Genomic DNA, 13,677 nt, shown 5'->3' on the forward strand with positions numbered 1-13,677 from the left:
GAACGAAAGTTCATGTCGAAATTTTGTTTGTCACATCGTATGCTCATCGTTTAAGGAAGAAGCAAGGGAAATTGGATCTATGTAGATACTGAATAAGCTAAAGTTGATTTTTGATATGTATCAACATGCAAAAAACAGATCTCGTGATCACATAGGATATGGTGCTTGCTAGTCTTCTTGTAAAAAAGTGTATATGTATTGTCTCCAGGAGGTACATTTGTAACAGGTGAGCAAATGGATACAATTTTATATAGTAGGTACGTATCTGCGAAATTACGCAGAAAAGGGCCTACAAAATCGTTTGATAACGTGATCGACAACACTTTCTAATAAGTTTAGAAAAAATATTGTCGAATTATAAAGGAATTTTTTAATTTTTATCGAATACAAAATACGACACGGAGATGGATTTATGGGGAACAGAATTCCCGAAGAAGTTGTTGAACAGATTCGGACGTCATCGGATATTGTAGAAGTGATTGGTGAATACGTTCAACTTAGAAAACAGGGGCGTAACTATTTCGGCCTTTGTCCATTTCATGGTGAGAATTCTCCTTCATTCTCTGTTTCATCTGATAAGCAAATTTTTCATTGCTTCGGATGTGGAGAAGGTGGAAATGTATTTTCCTTTCTAATGAAAATGGAAGGATTGGCTTTTACCGAGGCTGTTCAAAAGCTAGGTGAAAGAAATGGAATGGCGGTTGCAGAGTATACATCAGGGCAAGGACAACAAGAAGACATATCTGATGACACTGTCATCATGCAACAGGCTCATGAACTTTTGAAAAAGTATTATCATCATTTATTAGTAAATACAGAAGAAGGAAATGAAGCACTTTCGTATTTGTTAAAACGTGGTATTACGAAAGAGATGATTGAGAAGTTTGAAATTGGTTATGCGTCACCTGCTTGGGATGCAGCAACGAAAATTTTACAAAAAAGAGGTTTATCGCTGTCTAGTATGGAACAAGCTGGTCTTCTCATAAGAAGCGAGAAGGATGGTAGTCATTATGATCGCTTCCGTGGAAGAGTTATGTTTCCAATCTATACGTTACAAGGTAAAGTGATAGCGTTTAGTGGAAGGGCATTAGGAGATGACACTCCGAAATATTTAAATAGCCCTGAAACACCGATTTTTCATAAAAGTAAATTGTTGTATAACTTCCACCAAGCGAGGCCGTTTATTAGAAAACGTGGGCAAGTGGTCCTTTTTGAAGGGTATGCCGACGTAATGGCTGCGGTAAAAAGTGGTGTGGAAGAAGCTGTCGCGACAATGGGAACAGCTTTAACTGAAGAACAAGCAAAACTTCTGCGACGTAACGTTGAAACTGTTGTTCTTTGCTATGATGGTGATAAAGCAGGGCGAGAAGCAACGATGAAAGCAGGGCAATTATTGCTAAAAGTTGGTTGCCAAGTGAAAGTTACATCCTTGCCAGATAAGCTTGATCCTGATGAATATGTGCAACAATATGGGACAACTGCTTTTGAAAATCTTGTGAAATCAAGTATAAGTTTTGTTGGTTTTAAAATAAATTATTTGCGTTTAGGGAAAAATTTGCAAGATGAGTCTGGCAAAGAAGAATATGTGAAAAGTGTTTTAAAAGAGTTATCGTTGCTACAGGATGCGATGCAGGCAGAATCATATTTGAAGTCATTATCGCAAGAATTTTCGTATTCAATGGAAACTCTTTTGAATCAATTGCACCAATATCGCAAAGAACAAAAGGTACAGCAAAAACAAGTAAAGCAGGTTTCTAAGCCGTCTCAAATTGTTCAAACAAAACCGAAGTTAACAGGTTTTGAAAGGGCAGAAAGAGAAATTATTTATCATATGTTGCAAAGTCCAGAAGTGGCTGTTCGTATGGAATCCCACATAGAAGATTTTCATACAGAAGAACATAAAGGGATTTTATATGAACTATACGCATATTATGAAAAGGGAAATGAACCTTCAGTCGGAACATTTTTAAGTTGGCTCTCTGATGAGAAGTTGAAAAATATTATCACTGATATTTCGACGGATGAATTTATTAATCCAGAATACACAGAAGAAGTGTTACAAGGCCATTTAGAGACGCTCAGCCGTCATCAAGAAAAACTTGAAAAGATGGAAATCATCTTTAAGGTAAAACAAATGGAAAAAACAGATCCTGTAGAGGCTGCTAAATATTATGTAGCATATTTACAAAATCAAAAAGCGAGAAAATAGCTTTTTTGATAAATTTTTAGTATAATGAATGTTTGTATCTCGCGTAAGGAGGGGAACAGATGGCTGACAAACCAGCTCGTTCTAAACAAATTGAAACTGAAATGACCCTTGAGCAAGTGAAAGAACAACTCACTGAGCTCGGAAAAAAACGTGGCGTTCTTACATATGAAGAGATTGCAGAACGCATGAATGGATTTGAAATTGAATCCGATCAAATGGATGAATACTATGAATATTTAGGTGAACAAGGGATTGACTTAGTTGGTGACAATGATAACGACGAAGGTCCTAATAATCGCCAAATTACAAAAGCGGAAGAAGAATTCGACCTTAATGATTTAAGTGTACCACCTGGGGTTAAAATCAATGATCCTGTTCGTATGTATTTAAAAGAAATTGGTCGTGTAGATTTACTATCTGCAGAAGAAGAAATTCGACTTGCAACGCGTATTGAAGAAGGCGATGAAGAAGCGAAACGTCGTCTTGCAGAAGCAAACTTACGTCTTGTAGTAAGTATTGCAAAGCGCTACGTAGGCCGTGGTATGCTTTTCTTAGACTTAATCCAAGAAGGGAATATGGGTCTAATTAAAGCGGTTGAAAAGTTCGATTATCGTAAAGGTTTCAAATTTAGTACGTATGCAACTTGGTGGATTCGCCAAGCGATTACACGTGCGATTGCAGACCAAGCACGAACAATTCGTATCCCAGTTCATATGGTTGAAACGATTAATAAGTTAATTCGTGTACAACGTCAATTACTACAAGATTTAGGACGCGAACCATCTCCTGAAGAGATTGGTGAAGAAATGGATCTTGCTCCAGAAAAAGTACGCGAAATTTTAAAAATTGCACAGGAGCCAGTTTCTCTTGAAACACCGATTGGTGAAGAAGATGACTCCCATTTAGGTGATTTTATTGAAGACCAAGAAGCAACATCGCCTGCGGACCATGCAGCGTATGAATTGCTAAAAGAACAATTAGAAGATGTGTTAGATACACTAACAGATCGTGAAGAAAATGTTCTACGTCTTCGTTTTGGTTTAGATGATGGACGAACTCGTACGCTTGAAGAAGTTGGGAAAGTATTCGGCGTAACGAGAGAACGTATCCGTCAAATTGAAGCAAAAGCACTTCGTAAATTAAGACATCCAAGCCGTAGTAAGCGTCTTAAGGATTTCTTAGAATAGGCTACTTTTAAGTTTACTTCACCTTTGTGAAGTAAACTTTTTTATTTTGTTAACTTTTGTTAAACTTTAGCTATCGGCAACGATTACAATTTCTTGTAATTTATTTTACAGAATTGTCTTTTGATTTGCAAATGCTCATTTTTCGATTTTTCGATTAATTTTGTGTATTCTATACAAAAATATATGTAGAAAAGTGAAAAATATGATGAGAAACGTTAATAATTATCGAAATAATAAGCGATATAACAATAAAAAACAATAAACTGAATTTATGGAATATTTTTAACGATTAGTAGTTTACTCTTTTCTGATAGAACGTTTTCAAGTACAATGGAAATGACTGAATCATCTAACTATTTAGGGGTATAGAGGGGGGAGAAGAGATATGAAACGTAATCCGCTGATTCCGTTCGCTCTTATTGCAGCATTAGGTATTATCGTTATGTTTGTATTTTCATTTCAGGGGCTAAATAAATCTAAAGAGTTAGCTGATGCAAAAAATGGTGGGAAGCCAGCACAAACAGCATCAAAGCCAGAGGATATTGTGAAGCAAAGCTGTACGAGCTGCCACGGTGACCAGTTACAAGGGGCAGTAGGACCTAATTTACAAAAAATTGGTGGGAAACTTTCAAAAGATGAAATTAAAGAAATTCTTTCGAAAGGAAAAGGAAATATGCCTGCCAATTTAGTTCCAGCTGATCAAGCCGCTAAAGTAGCTGATTGGTTATCGAAGAAAAAATAAAGTTCCGTATGACAAGTCTTTTGCTTATGCAAAGGGCTTGTTTTTCTATATTTTCTAAAATACGATGAGTGATAGAGAAGTGAATTGTTTTTATAGGCTTGCAACAACTACTATAAATTCATTATCATGGAGACAGACTGACAAGAGAAGGAGTAATGGAAATACATGAATGAAGTAAAGCTTTCAAAACGATTAGAAGAAGTAGTGCGTGAAATACCGGTAGGATCTACAGTAGCTGATATTGGATCGGATCATGCGTATTTACCGTGTTATACAATTATAAATAATATTGCTACAAAAGCAGTTGCTGGAGAGGTTGTAGATGGCCCATTTCGCTCTGCACAAGCAACTGTAGCTGAAAGTGGCTTACAAGATAAAATAGATGTGCGTAAAGGGAATGGATTAGCTGTTATCGCGCCAGGAGAAGTAGATGTAATTACGGTTGCTGGAATGGGCGGAGCGTTAATTCGTGACATTTTAGAAAGTGGTAAAGAAAAATTAGAAGGAGTAACTCGTTTAATTTTACAGCCGAATATTGCAGCGCATCACATTCGTGAATGGTTTATTGAGAATGGATGGGAGCTTATCCATGAAAAAATCGTAAAAGAAGATGGGAAAATTTACGAGATTTTAGTAGGCGAGCGAGGAAACATCGCGGTGCCTTATTCTGAGAATAAACAAGCGGAATTATTTATGGGGCCATTTTTAATAAAAGAAAAAGGTGAAGCTTTCGTTGAAAAATGGGAAGGGGAATTAAAAAACTTCCAAAATATTTTAAAGCAGTTAGAACGTGCGGCTGATTCTGAAGAAACAAAAGCGAAGCGTGCGGAAGTAGAAGCGAAAATGAAAATGATACGGGAGGTTTTATCATGAGTAAAATTCCAAATGGCCATGAAATTATTTCTTTATTTGAAAGTATGTATCCGAAGCATTTGGCGATGGAAGGAGATAAGATTGGCCTGCAAATTGGAGCGCTTAATAAACCCGTACAACACGTATTGATTGCGTTAGATGTAACGGAGGAAGTTGTGGATGAAGCAATTCAATTAGGGGCGAATGTCATTATTGCGCATCACCCTTTAATTTTTAATCCGTTAAAAGCGATTCATACAGATAAAGCGTACGGAAGAATTATTGAAACGTGTATTAAAAATGATATTGCCATTTATGCAGCACATACAAATGTGGATGTTGCTAAGGGCGGGGTAAATGATTTACTTGCTGAGGCGTTAGGATTGCAAAATACAGAAGTTTTGGCACCGACATATGCAGAAGAAATGAAAAAAGTTGTTGTGTTTGTGCCAGTAACTCATGCAGAAGAAGTACGAAAAGCATTAGGAGACGCAGGTGCTGGTCATATCGGCAATTATAGCCACTGTACGTTTAATAGCGAGGGTACAGGCACGTTTGTACCTCAAGAGGGAACAAATCCTTATATCGGGGAAACTGGGCAGTTAGAACGTGTAGAAGAAGTGCGAATCGAAACGATAATTCCAGCTTCACTACAGCGAAAAGTGATTAAAGCAATGGTAACGGCGCATCCATATGAAGAAATAGCATATGATGTGTATCCACTTGATAACAAAGGTGAAACATTAGGGCTTGGAAAAATAGGATATTTACAAGAAGAAATGACACTTGGACAGTTTGCGGAACATGTAAAGCAATCATTAGATGTGAAGGGCGCAAGAGTTGTTGGGAAATTAGATGATAAAGTGCGTAAAGTGGCTGTACTTGGTGGCGATGGTAACAAATACATCAATCAAGCTAAATTTAAAGGAGCGGATGTATATGTAACAGGTGACATGTATTATCATGTTGCTCATGATGCGATGATGCTCGGTTTAAATATAGTTGACCCAGGACATAACGTTGAAAAAGTAATGAAGCAAGGTGTACAAAAGCAATTACAAGAAAAAGTGGATGCAAAGAAATTCAATGTACACATTCATGCTTCGCAATTACATACAGATCCATTTACATTTGTATAAGAAAAATAAAAACCGTTGCTCGTATAGGCAACGGTTTTTATTATTGTTCTTTTTTCACTTTTACACGAGGTAATATTTTTTGTAACGGTACTTTTCGAACTCTCTCCCATGTAGCGGGATTCATTGGATCATATTGATCTAAGAAAGCGATAACTTCTTTTGTAATTGGAGTTGGAGTAGAAGCACCTGCTGTAACAGCTACGTTTTCTACACCTTGTAGCCACTCTAATTTAATCTCACTTACGTCTGCAACGCGGTATGCTTTCGTACCAGCGATTTCTTGTGATACTTGTGCTAAACGGTTTGAGTTGTTACTTTTCGGATCACCGACAACAATTGTTAAGTCTGCAACATCAGCTTGTTTAGCGACAGCTTCTTGGCGAACTTGAGTTGCTAAACAAATTTCCTTATGGAATTCTGCTGTTGGGAATTTTTTCTGAATGTCCTCCATTAAATGTTGAACATCCCATTGGCTCATCGTTGTTTGATTTGTAACTAAAATTTTATCTGTTGGAATTTCTAATGTTTTTAAATCATCAGCTCTTTCGATAAGGTGAACGATGTCAGGTGCAATACCAACTGCGCCTTCTGGTTCTGGATGATTTTTTTTACCGATATAAATGACATGGTAACCTTCAGCTTTCTTTGCTTCAATAAGATCATGTGTTTTTGTAACATCTGGACAAGTGGCATCGATTGTCGTTAAACCTTTTTCTTTTGCACGTTGTTTAACTTCTGGAGAAACACCGTGTGCTGTGAAAATAACAGTACCAGATTCGATTTTATCTAAAATTTCTAATCGACTTGGACCGTCTAACGTAATGATGCCATCTTCTTCGAATGCATCTGTTACATGTTTGTTGTGAACAATCATACCTAAAATATAAATAGGTCTTGGTAATGATGTATCTAATGCGGCGTTACGTGCAATAACCATCGCGTCCACAACACCGTAGCAATAACCACGAGGGGAAATTTTAACAATTTTCATATGAGTAATCCTCTCCTTCTAAACAAGGGATACTTTTGTGCATAGTCTTTTACATTATAAAGGAGGAATGGATAGAAAACAAAGGATTGTTACACATATAGTTTTGGTTTTGTTGCTATTTTATGAACAGGCTCCTCTCGTAATTCTTTTTCTATGACAGGCTCAATCACTAATTTTTTTCTTTTTCTTTTTTTTTGTGGAGGAGGCGGAGTTGCTACCTCAACCTTTTCTATTATGTCTTCAGTTGGATTTTCAGTTGGATCTTCTTCCGCACTTTTTCCAGAGGTGAGGATTTTAACAATGCTTGGTAGGTTACGCATAATAGGACCGTACTGTTCGACGACAGGGCTTACAGATTGAACGACTTGGGATACTTTTTCAATATTGTTTATCATATTAGTTGGATTCGAAATTAAATTTGCAAAAAAACTGCCGATGCCGCTACTTGATGCTGCTGTAGTTGCTGCACCGCCGCGCGTTTCATTTGATTCATACATTTGAGGGGGGGGCATTTGCTCTGGATATTGCTGCATGTATGGTTGATATTGTTGTGAGTACTGCTGCGGGTATTGCTGTTGGTATTGGTATTGTTGTTGATATGGGGGCGGCGGTTGTTGGTGCATCATTGGCGGCGGTCCATCCATTTGTCGATAAGGTGGAACCATTTGCATGAAAGGCTCGGTTGGATCGTGTTTTTTAAAGAGTTTAGCAAGGAAACCTTTCTTTTTTTGCGCCATCGGTGGTAGCTGTGGAATTGGATATGGTGTATAAGGTTGCTGTCCTTGATTCGGATACATTTGCCTTGTATGGGATTTTGGAAACATGTGAGAAATCCTCCTTTCTTCAGTTAGGTATATACACATACAATATGCAATAAGAGGGAAGAAGGTTAGTTTTTGAAGTAAAAACCTAAACTAAAGATGGATTTTACTTGTAGATTTCGATATAATGTAGACTTGGCTGATTTGTGCGCGCAGTAGAAATTTAGAAAGAAGGTGTAACTTATGACACAACAAACTTTTACACAGTATGATTTTAAACCATTTTTAATAGATGCAGTTCGTGAACTACGCTTTACAGAGCCGACAGGAATTCAAAAGAAAATTTTCCCGGTCGTGAAAAAAGGTGTAAGTGTAATTGGACAATCCCAAACAGGTTCTGGGAAAACACATGCATACTTACTTCCTACATTGAACAGAATTAATGCAAGTCGTGAAGAAGTACAACTTGTTATTACAGCGCCTACTCGTGAGTTAGCACAACAAATTTACGAAGAAATCGTGAAATTAACAAAGTTTTGTGCGGAAGATCAAATGATTACAGCACGTTGTTTAATTGGTGGAACTGATAAACAACGATCAATTGAAAAGTTGAAAAAACAACCTCATATTGTAGTTGGAACACCAGGACGTATTAAAGATTTAGTAGAAGCACAAGCATTATTTGTTCATAAAGCAAATACTATTATTGTCGATGAAGCAGACTTAATGCTTGATATGGGATTCATTCATGATGTAGACAAAATTGCATCACGCATGCCTAGAAACTTGCAAATGCTAGTTTTCTCTGCAACAATTCCTCAAAAACTAAAACCGTTTCTGAAGAAATATATGGAGAATCCAGAGCATATTCATATCAATCCAAAACAAGTTGCGGCTGGGAATATTGAGCATTATTTAGTACCTTCTAAACATCGTAACAAAATCGATTTAGTGAACAAAATGTTGCTACAATTTAAACCGTATTTAGCAGTTGTTTTCACGAATACGAAGAAGATGGCGGATCAGGTTGCTGACGGATTAATGGAACGTGGCTTAAAAGTTGGACGAATTCACGGAGATTTATCACCGCGTGATCGTAAAAAAATGATGAAACAAATTCGTGATCTTGAATTCCAATATATTGTTGCAACTGATTTAGCAGCACGTGGTATTGATATTGAAGGAATTAGTCATGTTATTAACTACGAACTTCCATCAGATTTAGATTTCTTCGTTCACCGCGTTGGAAGAACAGCACGTGCGGGGCATTCAGGTATTGCAGTGACGATTTATGATCCAGCAAACGAAGAAGCGTTAGATAGTTTAGAAAAACAACGTCATATTGAGTTCAAGCATGTAGAGTTACGCGGAGATGAGTGGGCGGATTTAGGTGAACGTCGTCGTCGTAAGAGCCGTAAAAAACCAAATGATGAACTTGATGTTATGGCAACGAAAGTTATTAAAAAGCCGAAAAAAGTAAAACCAAACTATAAACGTAAACTTGCAACAGAACGTGATAAAGTGAAGAAAAAATATAGCAATAAAAAAAGATAAGGGGAGCCCCCTTATCTTTTTTTATCCGGATATTTGCGGGATAATAATCGGTGGGGAATGGAAAAACACTGATTAAAGTTTCGGTGTAGCTAGTTACAATTTGCGTAGTGTTTTAGGAACAAACAATTCGCTACATATTTCTACAAATTATGCTATCATTATATCTATTGTATATTGAAGAGGTGATTGTATGTTAAAGATTGGATCTCATGTTTCTATGAGTGGTAAGAAAATGTTATTAGCAGCAAGTGAAGAGGCTGTTTCATACGGTGCAACGACGTTTATGATTTATACAGGTGCACCGCAAAATACACGAAGAAAACCAATTGAAGAATTGAACATAGAAGCAGGAAGAAAACATATGGAACTAAACGGTATTGAGGAAATTATCGTACATGCGCCATATATTATTAATCTTGGGAATACGACGAAGCCAGAAACATTCCAATTAGGTGTAGACTTCCTTCGCATGGAAATTGAAAGAACATCGGCATTAGGTGTAGCGAAACAAATCGTTCTTCACCCAGGTGCGCACGTTGGTGCAGGAGCAGATGCTGGTATTCAACAAATTATTAAAGGGCTTAATGAAGTATTAACGCCAGAGCAGACGGTTAACATTGCGTTAGAAACGATGGCAGGAAAAGGAACAGAATGCGGTCGTAGCTTTGAAGAAATTGCAAAGATTATTGATGGTGTAAAATATAATGAAAAATTATCAGTATGCTTTGATACGTGTCATACGCACGATGCAGGATATGATATTGTAAATGATTTTGACGGCGTATTAAATGAATTTGATAAGATTGTTGGTATGGATCGTTTGCAAGTACTTCATATTAATGATAGTAAAAATGTATGCGGCGCAGGAAAGGACCGTCATGAAAATATCGGCTTCGGTCATATCGGTTATAAAGCGTTACATCATATTGTGCATCATCCGCAGTTAATGCACGTACCAAAAATCCTTGAAACGCCATATGTAGGTGAAGATAAAAAAGATAAGAAGCCGCCATATAAATTAGAAATCGAAATGCTGAAAAATGGTACTTTTGATGAAGGGATTCTTGAGAAAATTAAAGCGTAATAAGCAATAAGGAGGGGATTTTCCCCTCCTTATTTTAGTAGTTGCTGAAATAAAGTATTTACTTGTTGGGCAGTAGCAGGGGAGGTTACTTTTGCTATTTGTTTTAAGAGCTCTAGCCGTTCGTCATTATCGTAAATGTTAATATTCTTTCCTTTCATAAGTAAAACAATTTGATCCGCTTGTGCAGTCGTAATAGAAACTTCATACTCTTTACTATATTTCAATAACTCTTTTGTAGAAATATGATTTAATTTTTTATTTACAAGTTGTTTAATGAGGTTCATTGAGTTATCCTCCTTCACACGTTCTTCTATCGAAATATATGAGTACGTAGCTTGTACATATTCGTATAGAGTTTCTTTTTTCATGAGAAAAAGAAGCGTATGTTATAATATAAGGACAAAACTATAGAAAAAGAGTATAAGGAGGACTTATGGAACAAAAGCAACACCGAAAAGAAAGTGTTATCCATCTTATTTATCGTTTAGTTATGATTATTTTTGGGGCAGCATGCGCAGCGGTAGCGATTGAACTATTTTTAATGCCAAATAAAATTATTGATGGTGGAATTATTGGTATTTCTCTTATATTAGATTATCTTACTCCTAATATTTGGTGGTTAAGTTTCTCTACTTTAGTCGTTATTCTCAATATCCCATTTATGTATTCAGGTTATAAGCAAATCGGAAAAACGTTCATGTTATCTTCGGCGTTCGGTATTGTAGCTTTAGCGTTTATTGAATCAACGTTACATGCTGTTCCGCCATTTACAACAGAGCCGATTTTAGCAACAGTGTTTGGTGGTCTTATTTTAGGTATTGGTGTAGGGCTCGTTATTCGCCATGGTGGATCAATGGACGGAACAGAAATTATGGGTATTTTATTAACGAAGAAATTACCTTTCTCTGTTGGCGAATTTGTAATGTTTGTGAACTTATTCATTTTTGCATGGGCAGCATTTGTATTTGGTGTTGAACAAGCTATGTATTCTGTTATGACGTACTATATCGCATTCAAAACAATTGATACAGTCATTCAAGGTTTAGATGAAACGAAAGCAGTTTTAATTGTATCAGATCAATATGAGGAAGTATCAAATGCGATTTTGCATCGTCTTGGTCGTGGAACTACAAAGCTTGTAGCGAAAGGCGGTTACACGGATAAAGAAAAAGAAGTTATTTATGCAGTTGTAACGCGTCTGGAAGTGACGAAGTTAAAATCAATTGTGTATGAAATTGATGCGAATGCGTTTGTTACGATTATGAATACACAAGAGACAAATGGTGGCAAGTTTAAATCGGCTATCCACTAGAAAATTTATCCAGTAAAAGCCCTCGCCAATCGTTGGGGGATGGCCTCATCTGATTAAGGTTTCATTTTATAGGAATATTTTTCAAAAGCAGAGAATTTTTCTCTGCTTTTTGTTATAATAGTAAGGTTTCTTGAAAAAATTGATATATTTTAGGCAGATTGGTTTACAACTATAATAAGCTGTACTATAATTCAAATAGATATAAATCGGAATCATTCTGAATTAAAATAGGTGAGATGCTATGAATAATATATTAGAAATAGAAGGATTGTCATTTCGATATGAAGATCGAAATGTGTTAGAAGATATTAATTTGCAAGTTCCGAAGGGAGCTTTTTTAGGTTTAGTTGGGCCAAATGGTTCTGGGAAATCAACTTTGCTAAAATGTTTATTAGGCGTTTTAAAGCCAAAACAGGGAAGTATTCGTTTGTTTGGTGTTGACAGTAAGAAGTTTAAAGAATGGAACAAAGTTGGTTATGTGTCGCAAAAGGCAAATAGCTTTAATTCTGGTTTTCCCGCCACTGTTTTTGAAGTTGTATCAATGGGACTCGTTTCGAAAAAAGGGCTGTTTCGCTTTTTCACGAAAAACGATAAGGAAAAGGTAGAAAAAGCGATTGCTGATGTAGGGATGAGTGCGTTTCAAGGGCGCAATATCGGAGAACTTTCTGGTGGACAACAACAGCGTGTATTTATTGCTCGTGCGCTCGTTAGTGATCCTGAATTACTTATTTTGGACGAGCCTACTGTTGGAATCGATGTAAAGAATGTAGAAAGTTTTTATGAGATATTAGAGGATTTAAACAAAAGGTTAGGAATCACATTAATTCTCGTTACTCATGATATGGGAGCTGTTACTGAGAAGGTAACACATGTTGCATGCTTAAACCAACATCTACATTTCCATGGAAATGTAGAGAAGTTCCGAGAGTTAGAAGATGCAGAAATGTCCGTCTTATATGGACATCATGTTCATCGTTTAGAACACGAGCATGAGCATCACGGGAGGATATAATGATACAAGATTTTTTACAATATGACTTTTTACAGAACTCTTTATATGCAGGGATTTTAATAGGACTTGTTGCGCCGCTTATCGGTGTATTTGTTGTCATTCGCCGAATGTCGCTTATTGCGGATGCTTTAAGTCACGTGACATTATCGGGTATTGCTGCAAGTTTACTACTAGAAAAAACAATTTTCACAGGAGGATTTTTAAATCCGTTATATATGGGAATGATTTTTTCTATTGGTGGGGCGTTACTAATTGAAAAATTACGTACTGTATATAAACATTATCAAGAATTAGCAATTCCGATTATTCTTTCAGCAGGAATGGGGATTGGGGTTATTTTTATATCACTTGCAAATGGATTTAACACTGATTTATTTAGTTATTTATTTGGGAGTGTAAGTGCTGTAACAAGTACGGATTTAATAATCATCGGCATTGTAGCAATTGTTGTTATTGTAACGATTACTTTATTATACAAAGAGTTATTTTTACTATCGTTTGATGAGGAATATGCTGTATCAACCGGTTTGAGTGCAAAGTGGATTCACTTTATTTTCATTATATTGGTTGCTCTTGTTATTGCAGTATCAATGCGTGTAGTAGGGGTTCTTCTCGTATCATCATTAATGACGTTACCAGTTGCAGCAAGTATTCGTATTGCAAATGGATTTAAACAAACAATTTTCTTTTCCATTTTATTTGGTGAAATTGCAGTAATTGGCGGAATGTTTGCTTCATATCAACTTGATCTAGCACCAGGTGGTACAATTGTTATGATAGCAGTTCTTATTTTAATTGGTGCGATTTTATGGAAAAAGAAAAAAACTGCATAAA

Annotated in this window: 13 protein-coding genes; 10 read left to right on the plus strand and 3 right to left on the minus strand. The window is 36.4% G+C overall.

All coding sequences use genetic code 11. The features are described from left to right. Positions 1 to 412 precede the first annotated feature (412 nt). The 5 genes from dnaG (at position 413) to QEP67_RS05910 (ending at position 6,129) form a co-directional block, all read left to right on the plus strand. Positions 413 to 2,209 carry a DNA primase gene (gene dnaG / locus QEP67_RS05890; protein WP_000528234.1) on the plus strand — a complete coding sequence of 599 codons (1,797 nt, stop codon included), beginning with the start codon at positions 413 to 415 and terminating at the stop codon, positions 2,207 to 2,209. Positions 2,210 to 2,268: 59 nt separating this feature from the next. Next, positions 2,269 to 3,396: an RNA polymerase sigma factor RpoD gene (gene rpoD / locus QEP67_RS05895; protein WP_000764061.1), complete on the plus strand. Its 1,128-nt coding sequence runs from the start codon at positions 2,269 to 2,271 to the stop codon at positions 3,394 to 3,396. Positions 3,397 to 3,781: 385 nt separating this feature from the next. Beyond that, the gene (gene cccA, locus QEP67_RS05900) at positions 3,782 to 4,138 is read left to right on the plus strand and encodes a cytochrome c550 (RefSeq protein WP_000828143.1); all 357 of its coding nucleotides are present in this window, start codon (positions 3,782 to 3,784) and stop codon (positions 4,136 to 4,138) included. A 165-nt stretch (positions 4,139 to 4,303) separates the two neighbouring features. After that, positions 4,304 to 5,011 (plus strand): tRNA (adenine(22)-N(1))-methyltransferase TrmK, encoded by a 708-nt coding sequence (locus QEP67_RS05905; RefSeq protein ID WP_001006534.1) that lies wholly within the window; start codon positions 4,304 to 4,306, stop codon positions 5,009 to 5,011. Then, complete coding sequence (locus tag QEP67_RS05910) at positions 5,008 to 6,129, plus strand: Nif3-like dinuclear metal center hexameric protein (protein WP_341056835.1); 1,122 nt, start codon at positions 5,008 to 5,010, stop codon at positions 6,127 to 6,129. Before QEP67_RS05905 ends, QEP67_RS05910 begins: the two co-directional genes overlap by 4 nt. A gap of 40 nt (positions 6,130 to 6,169) precedes the next feature. Here the strand turns inward: QEP67_RS05910 and QEP67_RS05915 are convergent, their stop codons facing one another. Both QEP67_RS05915 and vrrA read right to left on the minus strand, forming a co-directional pair. After that, positions 6,170 to 7,120: a 4-hydroxy-3-methylbut-2-enyl diphosphate reductase gene (locus tag QEP67_RS05915; RefSeq protein ID WP_000706674.1), complete on the minus strand. Its 951-nt coding sequence runs from the start codon at positions 7,118 to 7,120 to the stop codon at positions 6,170 to 6,172. 89 nt (positions 7,121 to 7,209) lie between these two features. Continuing rightward, positions 7,210 to 7,944: a VrrA/YqfQ family protein gene (vrrA, locus tag QEP67_RS05920; protein ID WP_064459829.1), complete on the minus strand. Its 735-nt coding sequence runs from the start codon at positions 7,942 to 7,944 to the stop codon at positions 7,210 to 7,212. Between the two features lie 180 nt (positions 7,945 to 8,124). Here vrrA and QEP67_RS05925 point away from each other — a divergent pair, with 180 nt between their 5' ends. Continuing rightward, positions 8,125 to 9,435 carry a DEAD/DEAH box helicase gene (locus tag QEP67_RS05925; protein ID WP_000194012.1) on the plus strand — a complete coding sequence of 437 codons (1,311 nt, stop codon included), beginning with the start codon at positions 8,125 to 8,127 and terminating at the stop codon, positions 9,433 to 9,435. A gap of 190 nt (positions 9,436 to 9,625) precedes the next feature. Then, positions 9,626 to 10,519 carry a deoxyribonuclease IV gene (locus tag QEP67_RS05930; protein ID WP_000912443.1) on the plus strand — a complete coding sequence of 298 codons (894 nt, stop codon included), beginning with the start codon at positions 9,626 to 9,628 and terminating at the stop codon, positions 10,517 to 10,519. 29 nt (positions 10,520 to 10,548) lie between these two features. Here QEP67_RS05930 and QEP67_RS05935 read toward each other — a convergent pair whose 3' ends face one another. Then, complete coding sequence (locus QEP67_RS05935) at positions 10,549 to 10,803, minus strand: DUF2624 domain-containing protein (protein WP_001048965.1); 255 nt, start codon at positions 10,801 to 10,803, stop codon at positions 10,549 to 10,551. Between the two features lie 149 nt (positions 10,804 to 10,952). On the opposite strand from QEP67_RS05935, the gene QEP67_RS05940 reads away from it, so the two are divergent. The 3 genes from QEP67_RS05940 to QEP67_RS05950 all read left to right on the plus strand — a co-directional run bounded on the left by QEP67_RS05940 (position 10,953) and on the right by QEP67_RS05950 (position 13,676). After that, complete coding sequence (locus QEP67_RS05940; protein WP_000435955.1) at positions 10,953 to 11,831, plus strand: YitT family protein; 879 nt, start codon at positions 10,953 to 10,955, stop codon at positions 11,829 to 11,831. Between the two features lie 241 nt (positions 11,832 to 12,072). Beyond that, positions 12,073 to 12,843 (plus strand): metal ABC transporter ATP-binding protein, encoded by a 771-nt coding sequence (locus QEP67_RS05945; RefSeq protein WP_001059648.1) that lies wholly within the window; start codon positions 12,073 to 12,075, stop codon positions 12,841 to 12,843. Next, entirely contained in the window at positions 12,843 to 13,676 is an 834-nt protein-coding gene (locus tag QEP67_RS05950; RefSeq protein WP_064459831.1) for a metal ABC transporter permease, read from the plus strand. The genes QEP67_RS05945 and QEP67_RS05950 overlap by 1 nt, the downstream gene beginning before the upstream one ends. The last annotated feature ends 1 nt before the right edge of the window (position 13,677 follow it).

Source organism: Bacillus cereus group sp. MS39 (assembly GCF_040448665.1).
GTDB classification, from domain to species: Bacteria; Bacillota; Bacilli; order Bacillales; family Bacillaceae_G; genus Bacillus_A; species Bacillus_A wiedmannii.

Bases quoted from the DNA above. Each gene is read 5' to 3' on its own strand.
- dnaG (WP_000528234.1), top strand. From the start codon at position 413: ATGGGGAACAGAATTCCCGAAGAAGTTGTTGAACAGATTCGGACGTCA.
- rpoD (WP_000764061.1), top strand. From the start codon at position 2,269: ATGGCTGACAAACCAGCTCGTTCTAAACAAATTGAAACTGAAATGACC.
- cccA (WP_000828143.1), top strand. From the start codon at position 3,782: ATGAAACGTAATCCGCTGATTCCGTTCGCTCTTATTGCAGCATTAGGT.
- QEP67_RS05905 (WP_001006534.1), top strand. From the start codon at position 4,304: ATGAATGAAGTAAAGCTTTCAAAACGATTAGAAGAAGTAGTGCGTGAA.
- QEP67_RS05910 (WP_341056835.1), top strand. From the start codon at position 5,008: ATGAGTAAAATTCCAAATGGCCATGAAATTATTTCTTTATTTGAAAGT.
- QEP67_RS05915 (WP_000706674.1), bottom strand. From the start codon at position 7,120: ATGAAAATTGTTAAAATTTCCCCTCGTGGTTATTGCTACGGTGTTGTG.
- vrrA (WP_064459829.1), bottom strand. From the start codon at position 7,944: ATGTTTCCAAAATCCCATACAAGGCAAATGTATCCGAATCAAGGACAG.
- QEP67_RS05925 (WP_000194012.1), top strand. From the start codon at position 8,125: ATGACACAACAAACTTTTACACAGTATGATTTTAAACCATTTTTAATA.
- QEP67_RS05930 (WP_000912443.1), top strand. From the start codon at position 9,626: ATGTTAAAGATTGGATCTCATGTTTCTATGAGTGGTAAGAAAATGTTA.
- QEP67_RS05935 (WP_001048965.1), bottom strand. From the start codon at position 10,803: ATGAACCTCATTAAACAACTTGTAAATAAAAAATTAAATCATATTTCT.
- QEP67_RS05940 (WP_000435955.1), top strand. From the start codon at position 10,953: ATGGAACAAAAGCAACACCGAAAAGAAAGTGTTATCCATCTTATTTAT.
- QEP67_RS05945 (WP_001059648.1), top strand. From the start codon at position 12,073: ATGAATAATATATTAGAAATAGAAGGATTGTCATTTCGATATGAAGAT.
- QEP67_RS05950 (WP_064459831.1), top strand. From the start codon at position 12,843: ATGATACAAGATTTTTTACAATATGACTTTTTACAGAACTCTTTATAT.